Genomic DNA, 21,412 nt, shown 5'->3' with positions numbered 1-21,412 from the left:
GTTCCATCCTGCAACTGCCACATTCCAGAACCATAGGCTCGACGCGCAGGTCAATCCCCGCGCGCGCGCACGGCTGCGCTGGGCTGCACGGCTGGACCCGGCGCGCCGCTGGGCAGGGGGCAGAGTGGGGAGGGGGGCCATACGCGAAACGGCCGGGGCGTCGCCGCCCCGGCCGTTCGTGGTCTCGATCCGGCGCAGTCCCTCAGAGGGTGCGCTCCACCTCCTGGGTGGTGAAGATCTCGATGACGTCGCCTTCGCGAATGTCCTCGTAGTGCTCGAAGGCCATGCCGCACTCCTGGCCGGAGCGAACCTCGTTCACCTCGTCCTTGAAGCGCTTCAGGGTCTTCAGCTTGCCCTGGTGGATGACCACGTCCTCGCGCAGCAGGCGGACGCCCGCCGACTTGCGCGCCACGCCTTCGGTGACCTCGCAGCCGGCGACCTTGCCGACGCCGGTGACCTTGAAGACCTCCTTGATCTTCGCATAGCCGATGAAGGTCTCGCGGACCTCCGGCTTGAGAAGACCCTGGGCGGCCATCTTCACGTCGTCCACCAGGTCGTAGATCACCGAGTAGTAGCGGATCTCCACGCCCTTCTGGTTGGCGGACTCGCGGGCCGGCGCGTTGGCGCGGACGTTGAAGCCGATCACCGGCATGTTGGAGGCCTCGGCGAGGCCCACGTCGGTCTCGGTGATCGCGCCGACGCCGGAGTGGACCACGCGGACGCGGACGTCCTCGTTGCCGATCTTCTCCAGCGCCTGGACGATCGCCTCGGCCGAACCCTGCACGTCCGCCTTCACCAGCACCGGCAGCTCCGCCACGTCGGCGTCGGCCTTGGCCTGGGCCAGCAGCTGGTCGAGCGTCGCGCGGGCGCCGGCGGCGGCCTGCTTGTCGCGGGACTGGCGCTGACGATAGTCGGCGATCTCACGGGCCTTGGCCTCGGACTCGACCACGTTGAGCACGTCGCCCGCGGCCGGGGTGCCCTGGAGACCCAGGACCTCGACCGGGACCGACGGTCCGGCCTCGTCCACACGCTCGTTCTGATCGTTGATCAGCGCGCGCACGCGGCCCCACTGCTCGCCGACCACGAAGATGTCGCCGCGGCGAAGGGTGCCGCGCTGGACGAGGACCGTGGCGACGGGGCCGCGGCCGGTGTCCAGCTTGGCCTCGATCACCGCGCCCTCGGCGGAGCGGTCGGGGTTGGACTTCAGCTCGAGGATCTCGGCCTGGAGGGCCACCGCCTCAAGCAGGGTCTCGAGCCCGGCGCCGGTCTTGGCCGACACCTCGACGTCCTGCACGTCGCCCGACATCTCCTCGACGACCACCTCGTGCTGAAGCAGGTCCGTGCGGACCTTCTGGGCGTTGGCGCCCGGCTTGTCGCACTTGTTGATCGCGATGATCATCGGGACGTTGGCGGCCTTGGCGTGGTGGATGGCCTCGATCGTCTGGGGCATCACCGCGTCGTCGGCCGCAACCACCAGGATCACGATGTCCGTCACCTGCGCCCCACGGGCGCGCATCGAGGTGAAGGCGGCGTGGCCCGGCGTGTCGAGGAAGGTGATCTTCGCGCCCGAGTCGGTGGTGACCTGATACGCGCCGATGTGCTGGGTGATGCCGCCGGCCTCGCCCGAGACCACGTTGGCCTTGCGGATCGCGTCCAGCAGCGAGGTCTTGCCGTGGTCGACGTGACCCATGATCGTCACGACCGGGGCCCGCGGCTGCAGCTCGCCCTCGGTGTCCTCGACCGTCGAGATCGCGTCCTCGACGTCCGAATCCGAGACGCGCACGACCGTGTGGCCGAATTCCTCGACCACCAGGATCGCGGTGTCCGCGTCGAGCGTGTCGTTGATGGTGACCATCATGCCCGACTTGAACATCATCTTGACCACGTCCGCGGCCCGCTCGGCCATGCGGTTGGCAAGCTCCTGCACCGTGATCGCGTCAGGCACGTTCACGTCGCGCATGACCTTTTCACGCTCGGGCCCGCGGCCGCCCATCTGGCGCTTCTGACGCTCCTGCTTGCGGCGCATGGCGGCGAGCGAGCGCTGGCGCCCGCCCTCGTCGCCCGAGGTCGCCGAAGAGATCGTCAGCTTGCCCGAGCGGCGACGCTCGTCGCCGGCCCGGCCGCGGCTGGGCTTCTTGTCGTCGGCAGGCGGCGCGCGACGCGGCGGCGGCGTGCCGCGCATCGTGCGCTCCTTGCCCTCGCCCTCGGCGGGCGGAGCGCCCACGGCGGAGGGGTCGGGCGCGATGAGACGCTCGGCCTCGCGCTCGGCCTTGGCGCGCTCGCGCTCCTTCTTGTCGGCGTCGGCCTTCTTGCGGGCTTCCTCCTCGGCGGCGAGTCGCTCGGACTCCTCGCGCTCGCGGCGGATCTGCTCCTCGGCCTCCTTGCGCTCCCGCTCGTCCTTCTCCTTGAGAAGGCGGGTGCGCTCGGCCTCACGCTCCTTGGCGTCGGCTTCCTCGCGGGCGCGGCGCGCCCCCTCGTTCTGCTTGGCGGCCTCGAGCGCCTTCTTGCGGCGCTCGTATTCCTCGGGCGACAGGCTTTTCAGCACGTTGCCCTTGCCCTGGCGGCGCTGGGGCTTGGTGTCGGAGCCCGTGCCTGCGCCTGCCGCGCGCTGCGCTGCCGCAGCCGCGGGGGCTTCGGAGCCGCCGGTCGGGCGCACGGTCCCGCCGCGCAGGCCCGTGGCCACGGAGGGCCGGGGCGCGGCCGCGCCAGCAGGGGCCGGCGAAGCGGGGGCGGCGGCCGCAGGTGCGCCCTCGCCCGGCTTCGTCAGCTTCTTGCTGCGCTTGGTCTCCACCACGACCGACTTCGTCCGGCCGTGGCTGAAGCTCTGCCGCACGCGTCCAGGGCCTTCGCCGCCGGGCCGCGATCGGGTCTTCATGCCGCCGGATTTGTCGTTGCCGTCCATTCTGTCGTCCATCAACGTCCTGTTCGCCTTCGCGCCGTGCTATCCGCCGGACCGGGACCGGACCCTGTGCTCGGCGCGTTTCGCGGCAGGGTCCGGGACCCCACCACGGCTATCAGGGCACCGCCGGGTGGCGGCGCCCGTCTCGTACTCTGCGGCGCCGGATCAGGCCGGCCCCGCCTCGGGGTCGTGATCCCGGCGACCCTCGGCCGGGGAAGCGTTTGTCCCGGCAGGGCCGTCGCCGCTCTGGCGATCCGCGCCCCCGCTTCCGGTCACAGCCGGGCCGGGTCCGTCGCCGGTTCCGGTCCCGTCTTCGGGTCCGGCGTCCGGCGGCGAGGTCCGGAACCCCGCCAGCCGCTGAGCTTCCCGGAGGAAACGATCCGCGGCTCCGCCAGCGTCAATCGCGGCGTGTATCACATAGTCCCGCCCGAAGGCCAATCCCAGTTCTTCGCTGGAAAGGACATTCACCACGGAAGATCCTCGGGCCAGCGGGCGAAGCTTGCCCAGGCCCTGATCCGACCCGTCGCGCGCATGGAGCAGCGCGGCTGTCGGACCCTGCTTGAGCCGTGCCTTTACCTTCTCGAACCCGGTGACCGCAAGCCCCGCCTTCCTGGCGAGGCCCAGCGAATCGACCGCGCGGCGCGCCAGCAACGATTCGAGCAGCTCTTCGAGCCCCTCGGGAACGCTCACCTGCGCCCGCGCCGCCCGGGAGAAGGCGCGTTTCTTCACCGCCAGCCGGACCGAGTCGCGGTCCGAACTGAGCCACATGCCCCGGCCGGGGAGCCGTTCGGCGAGATCGGGAACGATCTCGTCCTCGGGCCCCACCACGAAGCGGATCAACCCGTGAGTCGATCCGCTTTCGCCGGTGACGATGCAGCGCCGCTCGGGACCCTCTTCCCGGTCCTTGCGTCGTCCGCCTCGGGTCATGATCGCGCCCTCCTGCCCGGAGCCGCGCGGATCAGGCCTCGGCCTCCTCCTCGGCGGCGTCGCCTTCCTCGGCGGCGGCGGCGATGTCCTCCTCGGTGACCCAGCCGAGGCCGAGTCGGGCGCGCATCACCATGGCCTGCGCTTCCTCGAGAGAGACGTCGAAGGGCTCCAGCACGCCGTCGTCCTTCTGGCGCTTGCCCTCGACGACGGTCCAGCCGCCGGCAAGCTCCCAGTCGGCGCAGGTCGCGAAGTCCTCGAGCGTGAGGACGCCGTCCTGCGCCAGCGCGAGGATCATCTGGGGGGCGAGGCCCTCGAATTCAACCAGCTCTTCCTTCACGCCGAGCTCGCGGGCCTTCTCCAGCGCCTGCTGGTTGAGCTCCTCGAGGCTTTCGCGGGCGCGGGCCTGGAGCTCCTCGGCGGTGTCCTCGTCCACGCCCTCGATGGACAGAAGCTCGTCGAGATCGACGTAGGCGACCTCCTCGAGGGTGGTGAACCCCTCCGAGACCAGCAGCTGGGCGACGAACTCGTCCACGTTCATGGTTTCCATGAACAGGTTGGTGCGCTCGGCGAACTCGGCCTGGCGGCGGGAGGATTCCTCCTCCTCGGTCAGGATGTCGATGTCCCAGCCGGTGAGCTGGCTGGCCAGACGCACGTTCTGGCCGCGGCGGCCGATGGCGAGGCTCAGCTGCTCGTCGGGGACCACCACCTCGATTCGGCGGGCGTCCTCGTCGAGCACGACCTTGGCGACCTCGGCCGGCTGCAGGGCGTTGACGATGAAGGTCGCGGGGTCCTCGGACCACGGGATGATGTCGATCTTCTCGCCCGAAAGCTCGGAGACGACGGCCTGCACGCGCGAGCCGCGCATGCCCACGCAGGCGCCGACCGGGTCGATCGAGCTGTCGTGGGAGATCACGCCGATCTTGGCGCGCGAGCCGGGGTCGCGGGCGACCGCCTTCACCTCGATCACGCCGTCGTAGATCTCGGGCACTTCCATCTTGAAGAGCTCGGACATGAACTCGGGCGCGGTGCGCGAGAGGAAGATCTGCGGGCCGCGGGTCTCGGCGCGGACGTCGCGGATGAAGGCGCGGATGCGGTCGCCGTTGCGGTACATCTCGCGCGGGATCAGCTGGTCGCGACGGATCACGCCCTCGCCCCGGCCGAGGTCCACGATGACGTTGCCGTATTCGACCCGCTTCACCACGCCGTTGATGATGGTGCCGACGCGGTCCTTGTACTCGTCGTACTGGCGCTCGCGCTCGGCCTCGCGGACCTTCTGCACGATGACCTGCTTGGCGGTCTGGGCGGCGATGCGGCCGAACTCGAGCGTGGGCAGCGGCTCGGCGATGAAGTCGCCGGCCTCGGCCTCGGGGTTCATGGCGCGGGCCTCGGAGAGCGCGATCTCGGTGAAGTGGTTCTCCACCTCCTCGACGACCTCGCGGGCGCGGGACATGCGCAGCTCGCCGGTCTTGCGGTCGATGTCGGCGCGGATGTCGTATTCCGCGCCGTAGCGGGACCGCGCGGCCTTGGCCAGGCTGTCCTCCATCGCCTCGATCACCAGGACGGGATCGATCAGCTTCTCGCGGGCGACCGCGTCAGCGATCTGCAGCAGCTCAAGCCTGTTGGCGCTGACCATCGTCATCCTCCTCATCGCCATCCGCGTCTTCGGCGTCGGCGTCCTCGATTTCGTCGTACAGACTTTCGTCCATGTCGGGCAGGGCGGTGCCGGCGGCCTTGCGGGCCTTCAGCGATTCGGCGATCAGCGCGTCGCTCAGCATCAGCTTGGCGTCGGCGATCCAGTCGAACTTCAGGCCGATCAGGCCCTCGGGGATGCGGATCAGGACCTCGTCGTCCTCGACCCCCTCCAGCTCGCCCTTGAAGCGTTTGCGGCCGTCGATCATCTCGTTGGTCTCGAGCTTGCACTCCCAGCCCGCGAACCGGTCGAAATCCTTCAGACGGGTCAGGGGACGGTCGATGCCGGGGCTCGACACCTCGAGCGCGTAGGCGCCGTCGATGGGGTCGTCGACGTCGAGCGCGGCCGAGACCGCGCGCGAGAGGTCGGCGCAGTCGTCGACCTCCATCGTGCCGTCGGGACGCTCGGCCATGATCTGCAGGGTGGCGCGTTTCGAGCCGCCCATGAAGCGCAGGCGCACGAGCTCGAAGCCCATGCCCTCGACGGTGGGGCGCACGATCTGCGCGATCCGCTGGTCGAGAGGGGTCCTCGCCACCAGCCCGGTGATGTCGCGATCGGTCATTCGGTCGCTCCAGAAATGAAAAAGGCGGGCCTCAGCGGCCCGCCCTTTCGGTCCGGTCGTCGAAGGCTTCCGAGGAAACCAGCGACGCCGCTATGTCGAGGGGCATATATACCCCGACGCCCGCCGCGGCAAGGGCCCTCTCAGCCCTTCCGGCGACGGCGCGCGGCCAGCGCCAGCCCGCCCAGTCCCGCGGCCAGCAGCGGCGCCGCGGCGGGCAGGGGAACCGCGGTCGAGGCGGACGCGATCGAGATGGCGATGAAGTCGGAGGGCAGCGCGAAGGAATAGTCGCCCGCCGTCAGGCCGAGAGAGCCGAGGCTGGCGCCCGCGAAAGTGACCTCTCCCGACAGCGGGGTGAGGGCGACATACCCGGTGGGAACGACGATCTGGCGCCGCGGATCGCCGTCGTCCACGTCCTCGAACCCGAAGCCGAAGGCGTCGCCGAGGAAGCTGGTCGCGAGGGACACGCCGCCCGCGCCCAGCGGCTCCCAGCCGTCCCCGGGCGCGAGCGCGAACTGGTAGCTGTCGATGGGATCGTCGCTGTAGACGACGAACGTGCCCAGCAAGGGGCTGATCCCGGCGACGGCGCCGATGACGCTGGTGGACGGGAGGTCGAGGCCGGTCGTGTCGAGGCCGCCGCTGTAGCTGACGACCACGTCGGCTCCGGATTCGACGATCGAGACCTGCATCAGGGCCGAGGCGGGCGCGGCGCAGGACAGGGCGAGACACAGGGCGACGAGCGCCGGGCGGGCGGTGAATGGCATGGATGTCCCCAAGACAATGGGCCCGGTGCGGGCGCATTGTTCAGGAGCATTAACGGACGCGGACGCAACGACAACTGATTCCGATATTGACGTTGCGTCCCGTCTCGACGCCCTCAGGCCGCGGCCCCCAGCGCCGGCAGCGGCTTCTCGCGCACCGGGATGTGCACGGCGGCGGAGAACAGCGAGATCGCCACGCCGATCCACCACACCGAGTTGTAGTCGCCGAAGCGGTCGTGCAGCGCGCCGCCCAGCCACACGCCCAGGAAGCCGCCGACCTGGTGGGAGAAGAACACGATCCCGTAGAGCGTGCCCATGTAGCGCATGCCGTGGATGAACCCGACCAGCCCCGCGGTCAGCGGCACGGTGGCCAGCCACAGCGAGCCCATGGCGACCGAGAAGAACAGCACCGTCGCCGGGGTCATCGGGATCACGATGAAGGCCGCGCAGACCGCCGCGCGCAGCAGGTAGATCACCGTCAGCAGCCAGCGCTTGGGGAACTTGCCCCCCAGCCGCCCGGCCAGCAGCGTGCCGCCGATGTTGGCCGCCCCGATCAGCGCCAGCGCCCAGCCCCCCAGCGCCGCGGTCGAGGAGATGCCGACCGCGGCCAGAAGGCCCGCCGGGTCCACGGCCGCGCAGGCCTCGGTGATGAAGGCGGGGAAGTGGGCGGTGATGAAGCCCAGCTGGTAGCCGCAGGAGAAGAAGCCCAGGAAGATCAGGATGAAGGAGGGGTCGGTCATCGCCCGCTTCACCGCCTCGGCCAGGGTGCCGCCGGCGAGCGGAGGGGCGCCGGGGACGGCCGGCGCGGGGGCGCCGGTGACCATCGGCAGCAGCAGCGCCGCCAGGCCCAGGATGCCCACGCAGACCAGGAACACGTCCTCCCAGCCCATGCCGGTCAGCAGCATCGCGAGGATCGGCGGCAGCACCAGCTGCCCCACCGAGGCGGCCGAGGTCACGATCCCCAGCGCCAGGCTGCGATTGGCCTCCGAGGCCTCGCGTCCCACCGCGCCCAGGATCACGCCGAGGCCCGAGCCCGCGATGCCGAACCCGATCAGGATGTTGAGCAGCTGGTGCCCCTCGGGCGTCGTAGCCCAGGCCGATCCCAGCAGGCCGATGGCGTAGATCGCCAGCCCCAGCGCCAGGGTGCGGCGGCTGCCGAACTTCTCGGACATCGCGGCGAAGGCGGGCTGCGCGGCGCCCCAGGCCAGGTTCTGCAGGGCGATGGCCAGCGAGTATTCCGCCCGCGGCCAGTTGAAGGTCTGCTCGATGGGGATCTGGAACAGGCCGAAGGCGGCCCGCACGCCGAAGCCGAGCGCCAGGATCACGGCGCCCGAGATCAGCATCGGCGTGAACAGGCGGTCGGCGCGGGGGGCGGGGGAGCTCTGGGTCGACATCGTCAGCGTCCTTGTTCGACGTCGGCGGAGGGCGCCTGGCCCCCCTCCCGCCGCCAGATGCGCAGGCTCACGCCGCGCGCGGGGTTCAGGATCTCGGGGGAGCCGGGGACCAGCCCCGACTCGGCCAGCAGCGCCTCGGGGCCGCGGTCGGGCCCGAGGCCCGAGAACACCGGCCGGCCGCCCGGCAGCGGGCAGTCGGGGTTGGTCGCGAGGTGGAACGCGTCGAAGCCGGGCTGGCCCGGGGCGGGGCGCAGGAACAGGTCGAAGGCCGCGCGCCCGCCGGGCACGCCGATGCGCCCGCCCCGGGGCGCGACCGCCGCCAGCATCGCGGCGGGCGGCACCTCGGCGGGGTTCCACCACCAGGCGTCCTCGCGGCGGGTCAGACCGGCGGCGCCGCGGCTCATCACCACCCGCAGGCGGTTGGCGCGGTTGGGCGTCGCCTCGTGGCTGGCGCGCGCGAGCACGGTGGCCGCGCAGGCGTCGAGCGCGGCCTGGAACCGCGCCCAGTCCTCCGCGTCGCCCAGCGCCGGGGGGAAGGCGCCGGCGGCGTCGGCGATCATCCCCTCGGGGGAGACGATGGCGTGGCCTTCGATGAAATGGCGCGAGGCGGTCATGGAGGCGATCTCGGGGGGAGCGATCCGGGTGCGATCTCTGGGGGCGATCTCTGGGGGGGCGCGAGGCGAACGGCAAGAGCGTCTGCCGCCCCGGCACGGCGGTCACCAAACCTGCCCGGCGCCCCGAAAGCAAGGTTCCCTTTCGGAACCCGAGCATGGTTTTTCGTGATGCGCCGCATTCGCGCCTCGCATCCGGAGGGCGGGGGCGCCATCGGGAATGGCGGGCTTCGCCCCTCCCGCCTGCCGCGGTCGGCCGAGGGCCGGCCGTGCTCTGCTCCCGCGCGGGTCCCTGCGGGCCGGCTCGCAGCCGGGGGGCGCCCCGGGCCTGACCCGGGGCCGCCTGCGCGACCTTCGCCCCAGGCGCCGCGCGGGGAAGCCGCGTCCGCCTCGCGAGGCGTCCCCCTTCGCCCGCGGGGCCCCGCCCAGGACCCTCGCGCCGCCCTGCGACGCCCGCGCCGGGCGCCCTCGCCCCGCACTCCCGGCCCCTCCGCCCCCCGCGGGCCGTCGGCGCGAAGCCGCCGCGCGGCCGAGCGGGGCTCGATGCCCCCGAGGACGCCCACCTGCCTGCCGGAGGGCGCGCGGGTTGACATCGAGCCCGCCTGCGCCTTTTGACGGGGACGGGTCCGCGCGGCCCCGCCGCCCGTCCCCGCCCCGATCCCGGACCCCGCCCCCCGATGACCAGTCCCGCCGAGACGCCCCTCGCCCGCTACCGCGCCCTGGTCAAGGCGGGGGACCTGACGGCGGACCCGGCCCAGGCCCAGGCGGCCGAGCAGCTGCAGCTGCTTCACGATCGGCTGAAGAACTACGATCCGAAGGCCGGCAAGAAGGTCGCCCGCGGCTGGTTCGGCTGGGGGCGCGAGAAGAACCGGCAGGAGACGCTGTGCGGCCTCTACATTTACGGCGGCGTCGGGCGCGGCAAGTCGATGCTGATGGACCTGTTCCACGACATCGCCCCGGTCAGCCCCAAGCGCCGCGTGCACTTCCACGCCTTTATGCAGGAGGTCCACGCCGGCATCAAGAAAGCGCGCGAGCGGCATGAGGCCGACCCGATCCAGCCCGTCGCGGAGGCCATCGCCGACAGCGCCACGCTGCTGTGCTTTGACGAGATGCAGATCACCGACATCGCCGACGCGATGATCGTGGGCCGCCTGTTCGAGGCGCTGTTCGCCCGCGGCGTGGTGGTGGTGACCACCTCCAACCGTCACCCCGACGATCTCTACAAGGACGGGCTGAACCGCGCGATCTTCCTGCCCTTCATCGAGATCCTGAAGGAGAAGCTCGACGTTCACCACCTCGACGGGGACGCCGACCACCGCCAGGACCGCTCGCGCGGCGACGTGCGCTACCTCTCGCCGCTGGGCCCCGAGACCGCCGCCGAGATGGACCGCCTGTGGGCCGAACAGGGCGAGACCCCCGAGGCGCCCCTGACGCTGGAATTCCCCGGCCGCCGCGAGACGTTCAAACGAGGCAGGCCCGGCGAGCGCGGCAGGCCCGGCGCCCTGCGCGCCGGCTTCGAGGAGCTGTGCGCCCGGCCGCTCGGCCCCGCCGACTACCTGGCGCTGGCCGAGGCCGTGGAGGTCCTGATGATCGAGGACGTCCCCCGCCTGTCGCGCGCCCGCAACAACGAGGCCAAGCGCTTCGTGACCCTGATCGACGCGCTCTACGAGGCGAAGACCAAGATCTACGTCTCCGCCGCCGCCGAGCCCGAAACCCTTTACGAGGACGGCCCCGGCGCCTTCGAGTTCGAGCGCACCGCCTCGCGCATCGAGGAGATGCGGGGCGAGGACTGGCCGCCCGCGCCTGCCGCCGCCGCCGCCGCCAGGGGCGAGGGCGGGGGCGAGGGCGGCGCTGCGACGGCGAACGATGTGGCGGAGGTCGACCCGGGCCAGGCGCCCGGCGCCCTTCCGGACAGGGGGTAAGGGGCGATGACCTCGCGGCTGAAGGGATTGCTGAGGGCCGCGCTGGAAAGCCTGTGGTTCGTGCCGCTGTCGATGCTGGCGGTCAGCCAGGCGCTGGTGCTGCCGGCGCTGCTGACCGGGGCCGAGCCCTCGGCCGCCTTCGCCTGGCTGGGGCTCGAGGACGCCGCCGCCCGGGTCCGCGAGCTCGAGAGCGGGTATGACGCCGGCGCCGCGCGCGACCTGCTGACCATGGTCGCGGGCGGCATGGTGACGGTGATCTCGATCGTCTTCTCGCTCAGCTTCGTGGCCCTGACCCTGACCTCGCAGCAGATCGGGCCGCGGATCATCGACTTCTGGCTGCAGGCCAACGTCACCCAGTCGCTGCTGGGGCTGAGCCTGTCGGGCTTCTTCGCCTCGCTGTCGGGGCTGCTGGTGCTGACCCAGGGCGATCCGGGGGGCGCGGCCTCGCTGACGGCGGTGGCGATCGCTTCGGTGCTGGGCTCGCTGACGCTGGTGGCGGTGGTGCTGTTCGCCACGAGGATGTCCGAGGCGATCCGCGCCGACGCCACCGTGGCGCGGGTGGGCGACATGTTCGTCGACGCCGTCGAGGGCGACGGCGCCCCGCGCGCCGACGCCGCCGAATACCGCGAGGCGCAGGAACTCGAAGCGCTGGCCCGGACCCGGGGGCGGCCGATCGCGGCGGCCTCGGCGGGCTATCTTTCCTCGGTCGATCTCGACGGGCTGGCCGACTGGGCCCGCGGCCACGGGCTGCGCCTGGCGCTGGTGGCGCGCGAGAACGACCACCTGCTGCCCGGCGCCCCGCTGGCGCTGGCGGTGGGGCTGCACGACGGCGACGGCGGCGCGCGCAGCGTCGAGGACGCGCTGCGCGCGCGGCTCGCCCTCACCCCGCGGCGCCGGCGCACCGGGGTCGCGGATTTCGAGGGCGACGCGCTGTCGGAGATCGCGATGCGCGCGCTTTCGCCCTCGCTCAACGACCCGTTCACGGCGATGGCCTGCCTCGACCGGATCCTGGAGGGCTGCATCCGTCTCGCCCACCGGGGGCCGCCCTCGCGGCTGCGGCGGGAGCCGGGGGGCGAGGCGATCCTGGCCGCGCCCGGCTGCGGCGCGGCCTGGCTGGCGCCCCGGCTGATCCACCCGATCATCGAGGCCGGACGCGGCCACGCCCAGGTGCTCGAGACCGCCGCCCGCGGCCTGTGCGCGCTGCGCGACAACGCGACCGCGCCCGAGGACCGCGCCGCCGCCGAGCGCCTGCTCGCCCGCGTCGCCCGCGCCGCCGCGGCGATGCGCGACCCCGACGACCGTCTGCTGGTGGAGACCGCGCTGGAGGCGGGCGACGGCCGGCAGGAGGGCTGAGCGCGCGGCCCCTGCGCGAGGCGCCGCCGACGCCGCCGGGATCGGCCGGGATTCCCTCGGTCGCCGCGACCGGCTAGGAAGGCCCCAGGGATCGGCCCCCGCCCGTCCCGTCCGAATCCGACCGCAGAGGCCCGAATGGACGCCGGCGTCGCCCGCATGGAGTTCTCCGAGGACCAGTCCGCCGCCCGCGCCATCGTGGCCGAGCGGCTGGAGGCGCTGGGCGTGGACCTCGTCGCCGGCTCCTGCGAGCCGCTGGACGACGACGATGCGCGCGCGGCCGAGGTGGTCGCGATCGTCGGCAAGGCGGGCTCGGGCAAGACCCGGCTGCTGGCCTCGATGGTCAAGGATCTCGAGGACGCGGGCGTCGAGGCGGTCTCGGCCGAGTGGGAGAACCGCAAGAAGCGCGGCCGGCGCAGCTTCGCCGTCCTCTCGCCCACCAACAAGGCGGCCTCGGTGCTGCGCAACCTCGGGGTGCCGGCGACCACCATCCACCGCATCGTCTACACCCCCGTCTACGATCCCGAATACGAGCGCATCGCCCAGTGGCTGGCCGGCGAGGCCGAGCGTCCGACGACCGAAACCATCACCGAGGAGCAGCTCGCCCGCGCCGAGGCGGCCTACAAGTCGCACGGCTCGATCCCGGGCGCGCTGGCGGCGATGGGGCTGCGCGGCTCGGACTTCATCAAGGGCTGGACGAGGCGGGACGATCCGCTCGACATCGCGCTGGTCGACGAGGCCTCGATGATCGACGACCGGCAGATGGAGGACCTCAAGGCCCTGTTCCGGCTGATCGTCCTGTTCGGCGACCCGGCGCAGCTCGCCCCCGTCGGCCAGTCCGGCGCGATGGTCTTCGAGAAGCTGCCCGAGGGGCGCAAGTTCGAGCTTTCCCGCATCCACCGGCAGGCGGCCGACAACCCGATCCTCGATCTCGCCCATGCGCTCGCCGACCCGCAGATCGATTTCCCCGACTTCGAGCGGATGGTCGAGCAGGCGGCCGGGCGCGACGACCGCGTGGTGCTGGGCGAGCGGGCGGACGCCGAGCTGATGTCGCGCTCGCCGATGCTGGTCTGGCGCAACGCCACGCGCATCCGTCTGATCCACGCCTTCCGCCAGGTCCACGGCGCCCCCGAGACCGAGCTGATCCCCGGCGAGCCGCTGATCTGCGACGGGGTGGAGCTGCCGATGAAGCACCGCCGCAAGCGCATCGACCTCGAGGCGCGGGGCCTGGTGAAGGGCGCGCAGTGCATCTACCTCGGGCCCGGTCGCAAGCCGGGCTTCGCGCGCATCCACGTGCTGGGCGCCGAGGAGCCGAAGGTGAACGTCGCCGCGATCATCCAGATCGAGATGCCCGGCGAGGAGGAGCCCTTCATCCCCACCGCCGCGACCATGGGCGCGGCCTTCCTGCACGGGGCGGCGGCGACGATCCACAAGGCGCAGGGCAGTCAGTGGCCCACGGTGCAGGTCTATGCCCCCGATCTCTACGCCGCCTGGCGGGCGGGGCGGAACGAGGCCGGGCTGCCGCTGTGGAAGCGGCTGGCCTATGTGGCGATCACCCGGGCCGAGCACCGGCTGGTCTGGGTCACCCGCAACCGCATCGCCCGCCCCCAGTCCCCGCTGGGGATCGAGGATCTTGCCGAGGACGCGGGAACCCTGACCCTCTCGGCCCCTCCGGCGGATCCGGGCTGAGGGGCGGCGACAAGGCGGGCCCGCTCCCGCGGGGCGGGCTCAGTCGGGCGAGGCGAACTCATAAAGCACGGTGCGCTGCAGCAGGTTGAAGTTGTCGTCGGTGATCACCAGCAGCCGGGTGCGGCCCAGCGGGTCGGTCCAGGCGGCGATGCCCTCGGCATTGTCCGAGCCGGGGCCGGGGGGCATCTCGAGCATCACCTCGCCCTCGACGAACCCGTCGCCCGTCTGCGCGAAGCGCACGATCGCGAAGGAGAAGCCGGCGAGGGGCGAGAACTCCCGCATCAGCAGCCACAGGCGGCCCTGGTCGTCGAAATCCGCGCCGGTCGCCGACATCCGCAGCAGCCGCGGGACCGAGATGCGCGCGTAGGGCGCGGGCGTCGCCTCGCCGGGGCCGATCCAGGCGCCGGTGAAGGCCTCGCCGGGGGCGAAGGGCGCCTCCATCACCACCAGGATGCGGCCGTCGGGGGCCGCGGCCAGCGCCTCGGGGCCGGCGTTGGGGCCGGGGATCAGCCATTCGCGCGGCTCGGCCACGATGATCCCCCCGGCCACGCCGTCCACGTCGCGGCCTGCCATCCGCTCGATCCGCTTGCGCCGCTCGAAGCCGACGTGGCGGGGGCCCGAGAGGTCGGCGGCGGCGATGGCGAGACCCTCGGCGTCGCGCATCCGCGGGGGAGGTCGGACGCCGCCCGTCAGCATCGGAGCGAAGGTGGCGTCCGCGATTCCCTCGAGCCGCTCGCCGGCGCGCCGGATGCGGCCCTCGACCCAGGCGCCCTGGTCGGTCAGCGCCACGAACCGCTCGCCCTGCGCATCGACCTCGAGCGCCGAGAGCCCGCCGAAGTCGGGCCGGTCGCCGCGCAGCTCGATCGCCGAGAGCAGGCGCAGGCGGGCGCCGGCCGGCAGGGGCGCCGCGAAGGGCTGGGCGCGGATCGCGAGCGGCGCCTCGCGCGCCGGCGCGCCCTCGGCCGCGGGCCGGGAGCCGCAGGCGAGCAGCGCGGCGAGGGCGGCGAGCGCCGCCAGCCGGCGCGGATCAATCCGCATCCAGCACGCCCCCGCAGGCGGCGGGCAGGTCGGCGAGGGTCATCACGTCCCGCTTGCGCACGATCGGACCCTTGGGCGGCGGCGGGTTCAGCGCCTCGTCCGAGAACCACCAGTCGAGCGAGGAATCGCAGCCATCGCCCGCGGGGGGCGGCGACTGGTTCTCGCACAGCGCCGCGCCGGAGGGGCAGGCGAGGCGCACGTGGAAATGCGCGTCATGCCCCCACCAGGGGCGGACCTTGCGCAGCCAGTCCCGCGGGGCGGGGGCGGCGCGGCACAGCTCGGCCTTGATCGCAGCGTTCACGAAGATCCGGGCGACGGCTTGGTCCTGCGCCGCGGCGCGGATCACCTGCAGGTGCGCGGGCGTCCAGTCGGCGGTCACCCCGCGCTTGTCGCGGGTCACGACCGAGATCGATCCCGCCCCCTCGCGCGCCGCGTCGCTCATCCCCCCCGCAGGCGCAGGCCGCAGGAAGATGTCGAGGTCGAGCCCCACCTGATGCGAGGAGTGCCCGTCGGTCATCGGCCCGCCGCGGGGCTGGCTGACGTCGCCGACCTGCACCGCGGGCCAGCCGGCGGCCCGGGCCGCCGCGCCGAGGCGGGTGAGGAAGCTGAACGCCTCGGGGTGGGCCCAGTAGCGGTTGCGCGACAGGCGCACCGTCTCCCATCCCGGGCCGGAGACGGGCAGCGGCACGCCGCCCGCAAGGCACCCTCCGGCGTAGGAGCCGATGGGGGCGGGCGACTGGTCCGAGCCCTGCGCCTGCGACCCGAACAGGGTCTTGGCGAGGGGCGCGGCGGGGGCCGCCTCGGGCGCCAGGACCACCGCGAGGGCGGCGGCGAAAGCGGGGGCGAGGAGCGCGGTCAGGCGAGGGGCGGGGGCAGTCATTTCTCTCCCTCCGGATCGACGGGGGCCAGCAGCGCGAGGCCCAGCACGAACAGGCCGATCACCGGGGCGACGCCGGCCTGCTGGTTCTCGAACAGGCCGGTGGCGAGCGCCACGGCCAGCGGCGCGAGGAAGGCCGTGGCCTTGCCCGCAAGGGCGTAGAGGCCGAAGGCGGCGGTCATCCGCCCGGCCTCGGCCTGGCGCACCAGCAGCGTGCGCGAGGCCGCCTGCATGGCGCCGCCCGCGCCGCCCACCCCGGCGCCGGCGATATAGAACAGGATGTCGGGCAGGCTGGAGCCCTCGGCCACCGGGATCACGAACAGGATCGCCTCGCGGCTAGCCGAGACGCCCAGCGCCGAGAACACGATCAGCAGCACCAGGCAGGCCGAGACCACCGGCTTGGGCCCGCGGGCGTGGTCGGCCCGCCCGCCCAGCCAGGCGCCGATCGCGCCGACCACCGCGGCCAGGATCCCGAAGACGCCGATCTGGACCACCGACCAGCCCAGCACGCCCGCCGCATAGACCCCGCCGAACACGTAGAACCCGTTCAGCGCGTCGCGGTAGATCATCGAGGCGCCCAGGAACCACGACAGGCTGCGCCGTCCGGGCAGCGCCCTGAGGTCGGCCTTCAGCTCGGCCAGCCCGCGCTTCAGCGCCCCGGCCCGCGCGCCGCGGCGCGGCGCGTCGGGGACCCAGAGGAACAGCGGCAGCACGAAGACCAGGTACCAGACCGCGGTCAGCGGACCGACGGCGCGGGTGCCCTCGCGCGTTTCGGGGTTCAGCCCCAGCGCCGGCGGGGTTCCGAGCAGGGTCACGCCCCGGTCGTTCTCGGCCAGCAGCAGCAGCATGATCGCGAGGCTGACCACCCCGCCCGCATAGCCCAGCGCCCAGCCGTTGCCCGAGAGGCGGCCCACCTCCTCGCGCGGGGCGAGGTCGGGGAGCATGGCGTTGGTAAAGACGGTCGCATACTCGACCCCGATCAGCCCGAGCACGAAGAAGCCGAGCACCGCCACAGGGTCCGCGAGCCCGGGTTCGGAGAACCACAGCAGCGCCGATCCGAGCGCGTAGCAGACCGAGAATCCTGCGATCCAGGGCTTGCGCGGGCCGGTCGCGTCGGCCATCGCGCCCAGGATCGGGGCGGTCAGCGCGATGGCCAAACCCCCCGCCGAGGCCGCCCAGCCCCACATTTCCTGCCCCGTCACCGGATCGGGCGCGACAGCGGAGGCGAAAAAGGGTGCGAAAATGAAAGTGATTATTAACGTGTGATAGGGCTGTGCGGCCCAGTCGAACAGCATCCAGGCCCATCTGGCGCGGCTGTTGGCGGGGGCGGATTCGGCTTGCAGCGCAGGCATTTGAGGGGGGCTCTCCACCGCCGTCACGGGAGGGGCGAGAATGACCGCGAGGGGGGCTGCGGGCAAGCGGTGGTTTCTCCGGTATGCACTGGACGCATGGCTGCCATGCAATTCCGCTCCTAGCTTGAAGGAAATGCGACGGACTACATACCGGCCAACTTTCCTAAACACCCGTCAGGAGGAACCGGCGCGATGTTCGACGCTGCCGACATGAGCTCTTACACAAACGATCAGGGCGCCCGGGCGCGCAAACTGTTCTCCGCCGTCGTGCTCGCCGCGCTCGACGACGCCGTGATGGAACAGCGCAAGTCCGGCACCGGGGTCGAGTCCATCGCCCGCTGGGCGCGCTCGAAGGACGGCCGCGAGGTTCTGTCCTGCGCCGGCATCGAGCCGAACGAGCGCTCGGTCAAGGGTCTGATGGCCTTTGTCGAGAAAGGCATCCGCACCTCGGTCGCCCTGCGCGGCGAGCGGGACGAGGACGAGGACGAGAAGGCCGCGGCCTGAGGCCCCGGCCCTTTCGAGGGAAACACGGCGAAGGATCGAGCCAGACGCGTCTCCGGCCCCCCACGGCCTGGACTGGCCCCCCGCAAGCGGCCACACCGCCCGGCGCCCGGCGATCCTGACGACCCGACCCACAGCAGAGAGCGGCGATCCCCCGGGATCGCCGCTTTTTTCTTGCCGGCACGCGCCGGGGGGAGCTTCGGGAGGATGCGCTGACCGGCGCCCGGGGCCCGCTCGCCGCGTGACCCCCGACGGACGCCGCGGGAGGTCCCTGCGGACGCGAGGCCGGCGGACGGGAGGCGACGGCGGCGGGGATGGATTGCGCGGGGCTCTGTCTGGGCGGCGGAGGGGGCTCTGCGCGCCTGTGGCGGGGACCTGGGGCTGCGGTCGGGGGTCGGCGGCCCCCGGGGGTCATCGGGGGCGGGTCGGCGGTCCCGGGGGGCTCTGCGTCGCTCCCAGGGATGTCAGCGGGGGGGCAGGCGGCGGTCGCAGACGGCCTCGACCACGGCGGCGACGGCCTCGCGGCCCTCCTCGCGGGTGGCGCCGACGACGTCGAACAGGGCGATCATCGACTCGGCGCCGGTGGCCATCGACAGCTCCCGCACCAGCTGGTCGCGGGTGCGGCGGGGGAGGGTCCCGTCCTCCTCCATCGCTCGCTCGTACATCGTCACCCGGCGGGCGCCGCGCCGTGTGCGGTCGCGCGCCGGCGTCAGCGAGGCGTCGAGGTTGCGCGCCAGGAACAGCCGGAACGCCGCCTCGTGATCGCAGGCAAGATCATAGAAATAAAGGCTGATCGCCGCGAGGCGGGCGCGCAGGTCACGGCCGTCCGCGGTCACTTCCTCGTAGCTGGCGACGACCACGTCGAGCCCGGCCTCGGCCACCAGCGCCGCGGGGTCGGAGAAATAGCGGTAGGCGGTGGCCTTGGAGATGCCGGCCTCGGCCGCGGCGGAGGTCACGGTCACTTCGGCGCCGCGGGCGATCAGCGCGCGGGCGGCGGCCAGCAGGGCCTTGCGGGTGCGCGCCTTCTGGGCGCCGCGGGTCGGGGCGGGTGAGGTCATCGGCGTGAGCTGCGAGGATCGGATTTCATGAGACACTTGTCTTACGATGAGACTTCTGTCTTGTTATAGCCCATCGGCCAAATCGGCAAGCGGAGCTTCGGTCATGTCCACGTCCCCCGATCCCCATCCCCGTCCCAATCCCCGTCCACGGACGTATGAGACCCTGGGGATCCTTATGAAATTCCATGCGTTTCCCGAGGATGTGCAGGGCAAGTACTGCCTGGTCGAAGCGGTGGTGCCCCCCGGTCTCGGCGCTCCGCCCAACCATCATGCGGGCGAGACGGAGGCCTTTCACGTGCTGGAGGGCGAGATCGAGTTCATGATCGAGGGACAGACGCTTCTGGCCGGTCCCGGCGACCATGTGCGCATCCCCGACGGGGCCCTGCATGCCTTTGCGGCGAAGGGGGAGACGCCGGCCCGGGTGCTGATCCTCAACGCTCCGGGGCTGATGCACGACCGTTTCTTCACCGAGCTGGGCCGACCGGCGCCGGACGATGCGACCGCGCCCACGCCGATGGAGGGGCCGCCGGATCTGGAGAAGGTGGCGGCGATCGCGCAGGCGGTGGGCATGACCCTGATGGTTCCTGCGGGGCCCTGATCGCGGGGGGCGGCGAGGAGCGCGCGCGCGGCCGCCGGGGGACGGCCGCGCGGAGCGGGTGCGCGCGCGGGGCCCGGATCCTCAGGCCGCCAGCGCCTCGCGGGCGCGGCGGAAGCTGCGGGCGTCGAGGAAGCGGGGCGCCTCGCGCATGTACTGGGCGAAACGCTCGCCATAGGAGGCGTGAAGCCAGCGCTCCTCGTTCAGGGCGAACAGCAGGTAGAGCGCGAACAGCGCCCCCGCGAGGAAGATGGTCAGCCAGGAGCCGGCGAAGATCGCCAGACCCAGGGTGGCGATGACCGAGCTGACATACTGCGGGTTGCGCGAATAGGCGTAGATGCCGCCCGTCACCAGCCCGTCCTGCGCGCAATAGGTGTTGTCGAGCCCCAGGAAGGCGTAGCCGCGCAGCGTCACCGCGAAGGCCCCCAGCATCAGCGGCGCGCCGATCGCGATGCGGCTCCAGTGCTCCCAGCCCAGCGAGCCCCAGTCGAGCAGCGCGAAGACCACCGTGCCCCCGCAGAACAGCCGGAACAGCCCGAAGGCGATGGCGTGATCGCGCGAGCCCTTGGGCGAGGGCCAGAAGCCCGAGCCGCGCTTGAAGAAGGCGTGGAGCAGAAGCCCTCCGAGCAGCGCAGCCGAGAGCAGCGTGAGGGCGAGGACGATGTGTGCGGCGATGGCCATTCCTGATCTCCCGACGGATATGCGTCGGATGTGAGATGTCGGGTCGGCGCCGCGTTTCGTAAAGGTTCCGGATCGCAGATCGCGCGAAAAAGCGTGCATTATGAGAGGTGTATGGCGCCCGCGCGAAAATGTTGCGACGAATTGGGCGGGCCGGCCCGCGATGCCCCGCCGAGCCATGCGTCGGGCGCATGGAACGGGGACCGAGGGTGCGACGGCGCCGGCGCGGGGGCGGCGAGTCGCGCTCCGGGGGGGAAACGCGAACGGAGCCCAGCGCGGGCTCCGTTCGTTGCGCGCTTGCAGGCCTTCGGGGGGCGACCCCGGCGGCGTCAGTGCGGGCGGCGGCCCATGGCGAGCATGGTCATGCCGGGGATCATCGGGCGGACCGAGACGTCCTCGAACCCCGCCTCGCCGAGCGACTCGGCCAGCCAGGCGTCGTCGAGCGAGCGGGCTTCGGGGGTGAAGGCGGTGTGCTGGAGCTGCCAGAGGGCGGCGAGCTTGGGGCCGGTGCGCTCGGCGTCGACCACGAAGTCGTGCAGCATGAAGGCGCCGCCGGGGGCGAGCGTGTCGTAGGCGCGCGAGATCAGGCCGGCGTGGCTCTCGCCCGGCACGCCGGAGAACAGGTAGGACATCAGCACCGCGTCCTGGCGGTCGGGCCAGGCGGTCTCGAGCGCGTTGCCGTCCACGTACTGGATGCGGTTCGAGAGGCCCGCGTCCTCGACGTAGCGCCGCCCGAGGCTGGCGACGTTGGGGAAGTCGACCACGGTCGCCTCGAGCTCGGGGAAGGCGTTGCACAGCGTGATCGCAAAGGCGCCGGTGCCGCCGCCCACGTCGAGGAAGCTGCGGGCCTGCGAGAGGTCGACGAGCTTGGCCAGCCCCCGCGCCGGGCCGAGCGAGCCCGCGTGCTGGGATTCGGAGTAGACGCGCGCCTCCTCGGGGTCGGCGAACCACTGGGCGTAGGAGGCGGTGGCCTCCTCGGGCAGCGTGTTGTTGAGGGCGGGCTCGATCTGGTCGAGCAGGCCGTACATCTGGCGGTCGACCTGCAGGCGCAGGTAGTCGCCGAAGTCGTACTTGGCGCCCTTGACCAGGAAGGCCTCGGCGGCGGGGGCGTTGGCGAAGGCGCCGTCCTCGACCGAGACGAGGCCGAGCGAGGCGAGCGCGGTCAGGAGGGTGCGGGCGCGCTCGGGCGGGAGGCCCGCGGCCTCGCCGATCTCCTCGGCGGAACGGGGGCCGGGCGCGAGATGGGAGAAGACGCCGTAGTGGAGCGCCGCGAACAGGGCCTTGGATCCCATGAAGCCGAAGGCGATGTCCGAAATCTCCTCGGCCGTGGTGAGCAGCGCCATGCGTCGTCCTTCCTCTGCCTGATCCATTCGCGACAATGATAGCGGGAAAGCGACGCGAAAAAACACCCCGCGGCGCAGCAATTCTTGCCGCGGGGGCGAAAAGGGGAAGCAGGGCGGCCCGGCGCGTCCGCGCTGCGGCCGCGACCGCCCCGCCCTGCTTCCCAGTCA

General features: G+C 72.4%; 18 protein-coding genes. 5 read left to right on the top strand and 13 right to left on the bottom strand.

Annotated elements, in window-relative coordinates; translation table 11 throughout:
- Positions 1–202: 202 nt before the first annotated feature.
- The 7 genes from infB to AAC134_RS18510 all read right to left on the bottom strand — a co-directional run bounded on the left by infB (position 203) and on the right by AAC134_RS18510 (position 8,844).
- Positions 203–2,875 (bottom strand): translation initiation factor IF-2, encoded by a 2,673-nt coding sequence (gene infB, locus AAC134_RS18540; RefSeq protein ID WP_339950632.1) that lies wholly within the window; start codon positions 2,873–2,875, stop codon positions 203–205.
- A gap of 189 nt (positions 2,876–3,064) precedes the next feature.
- Entirely contained in the window at positions 3,065–3,826 is a 762-nt protein-coding gene (locus tag AAC134_RS18535; protein WP_339950615.1) for an RNA-binding protein, read from the bottom strand.
- Between the two features lie 31 nt (positions 3,827–3,857).
- Positions 3,858–5,465 (bottom strand): transcription termination factor NusA, encoded by a 1,608-nt coding sequence (gene nusA, locus AAC134_RS18530; RefSeq protein WP_339950614.1) that lies wholly within the window; start codon positions 5,463–5,465, stop codon positions 3,858–3,860.
- Positions 5,437–6,063 carry a ribosome maturation factor RimP gene (rimP, locus tag AAC134_RS18525; protein ID WP_339950631.1) on the bottom strand — a complete coding sequence of 209 codons (627 nt, stop codon included), beginning with the start codon at positions 6,061–6,063 and terminating at the stop codon, positions 5,437–5,439. Before rimP ends, nusA begins: the two co-directional genes overlap by 29 nt.
- A gap of 155 nt (positions 6,064–6,218) precedes the next feature.
- The gene (locus tag AAC134_RS18520; protein WP_339950613.1) at positions 6,219–6,839 is read right to left on the bottom strand and encodes a VPLPA-CTERM sorting domain-containing protein; all 621 of its coding nucleotides are present in this window, start codon (positions 6,837–6,839) and stop codon (positions 6,219–6,221) included.
- A gap of 113 nt (positions 6,840–6,952) precedes the next feature.
- Positions 6,953–8,230 carry an MFS transporter gene (locus tag AAC134_RS18515; protein ID WP_339950612.1) on the bottom strand — a complete coding sequence of 426 codons (1,278 nt, stop codon included), beginning with the start codon at positions 8,228–8,230 and terminating at the stop codon, positions 6,953–6,955.
- A 2-nt stretch (positions 8,231–8,232) separates the two neighbouring features.
- Positions 8,233–8,844, bottom strand: a complete 612-nt coding sequence (locus AAC134_RS18510) for a hypothetical protein (protein WP_339950611.1) — start codon at positions 8,842–8,844, stop codon at positions 8,233–8,235.
- A gap of 674 nt (positions 8,845–9,518) precedes the next feature.
- Between AAC134_RS18510 and zapE the strand changes: the two genes are divergently transcribed.
- The 3 genes from zapE to AAC134_RS18495 all read left to right on the top strand — a co-directional run bounded on the left by zapE (position 9,519) and on the right by AAC134_RS18495 (position 13,802).
- Complete coding sequence (gene zapE, locus AAC134_RS18505; RefSeq protein WP_339950610.1) at positions 9,519–10,763, top strand: cell division protein ZapE; 1,245 nt, start codon at positions 9,519–9,521, stop codon at positions 10,761–10,763.
- A 6-nt stretch (positions 10,764–10,769) separates the two neighbouring features.
- Positions 10,770–12,116, top strand: coding sequence for a DUF2254 family protein (locus AAC134_RS18500; protein WP_339950609.1), 1,347 nt, complete (start codon positions 10,770–10,772; stop codon positions 12,114–12,116).
- Between the two features lie 135 nt (positions 12,117–12,251).
- A complete protein-coding gene (locus tag AAC134_RS18495; RefSeq protein ID WP_339950608.1) occupies positions 12,252–13,802 on the top strand; it encodes an AAA family ATPase in 1,551 nt (516 codons plus the stop codon).
- A 39-nt stretch (positions 13,803–13,841) separates the two neighbouring features.
- Here AAC134_RS18495 and AAC134_RS18490 read toward each other — a convergent pair whose 3' ends face one another.
- Genes AAC134_RS18490 through AAC134_RS18480 form a run of 3 tightly spaced genes read right to left on the bottom strand, consistent with a single transcriptional unit; the run spans position 13,842 to position 17,069 of the window.
- Positions 13,842–14,840, bottom strand: coding sequence for an esterase-like activity of phytase family protein (locus AAC134_RS18490; RefSeq protein WP_339950607.1), 999 nt, complete (start codon positions 14,838–14,840; stop codon positions 13,842–13,844).
- The gene (gene mepA / locus AAC134_RS18485; protein WP_339950606.1) at positions 14,830–15,720 is read right to left on the bottom strand and encodes a penicillin-insensitive murein endopeptidase; all 891 of its coding nucleotides are present in this window, start codon (positions 15,718–15,720) and stop codon (positions 14,830–14,832) included. Before mepA ends, AAC134_RS18490 begins: the two co-directional genes overlap by 11 nt.
- A complete protein-coding gene (locus AAC134_RS18480) occupies positions 15,717–17,069 on the bottom strand; it encodes an MFS transporter (RefSeq protein WP_339950605.1) in 1,353 nt (450 codons plus the stop codon). Before AAC134_RS18480 ends, mepA begins: the two co-directional genes overlap by 4 nt.
- A gap of 192 nt (positions 17,070–17,261) precedes the next feature.
- Here AAC134_RS18480 and AAC134_RS18475 point away from each other — a divergent pair, with 192 nt between their 5' ends.
- Positions 17,262–17,573, top strand: a complete 312-nt coding sequence (locus AAC134_RS18475; protein WP_092863517.1) for a DUF6280 family protein — start codon at positions 17,262–17,264, stop codon at positions 17,571–17,573.
- A 461-nt stretch (positions 17,574–18,034) separates the two neighbouring features.
- On the opposite strand, the gene AAC134_RS18470 is transcribed toward AAC134_RS18475, so the two are convergent.
- Positions 18,035–18,628 (bottom strand): TetR family transcriptional regulator, encoded by a 594-nt coding sequence (locus AAC134_RS18470; RefSeq protein ID WP_339950604.1) that lies wholly within the window; start codon positions 18,626–18,628, stop codon positions 18,035–18,037.
- 175 nt (positions 18,629–18,803) lie between these two features.
- On the opposite strand from AAC134_RS18470, the gene AAC134_RS18465 reads away from it, so the two are divergent.
- Positions 18,804–19,226 carry a cupin domain-containing protein gene (locus AAC134_RS18465; RefSeq protein ID WP_339950603.1) on the top strand — a complete coding sequence of 141 codons (423 nt, stop codon included), beginning with the start codon at positions 18,804–18,806 and terminating at the stop codon, positions 19,224–19,226.
- 81 nt (positions 19,227–19,307) lie between these two features.
- Here AAC134_RS18465 and AAC134_RS18460 read toward each other — a convergent pair whose 3' ends face one another.
- Both AAC134_RS18460 and AAC134_RS18455 read right to left on the bottom strand, forming a co-directional pair.
- Positions 19,308–19,904 carry a PEMT/PEM2 methyltransferase family protein gene (locus AAC134_RS18460; protein ID WP_339950602.1) on the bottom strand — a complete coding sequence of 199 codons (597 nt, stop codon included), beginning with the start codon at positions 19,902–19,904 and terminating at the stop codon, positions 19,308–19,310.
- 326 nt (positions 19,905–20,230) lie between these two features.
- Positions 20,231–21,244 carry a methyltransferase gene (locus tag AAC134_RS18455; protein WP_339950601.1) on the bottom strand — a complete coding sequence of 338 codons (1,014 nt, stop codon included), beginning with the start codon at positions 21,242–21,244 and terminating at the stop codon, positions 20,231–20,233.
- Between the last annotated feature and the right edge of the window lie 168 nt (positions 21,245–21,412).

Origin of the sequence: uncultured Albimonas sp. (genome assembly GCF_963977235.1) — a bacterium.
Lineage (GTDB): Bacteria > Pseudomonadota > Alphaproteobacteria > Rhodobacterales > Rhodobacteraceae > Albimonas.
Note: the sequence above shows the minus strand (reverse complement) of the source record. Positions and strands in the feature narration are given on the sequence as shown.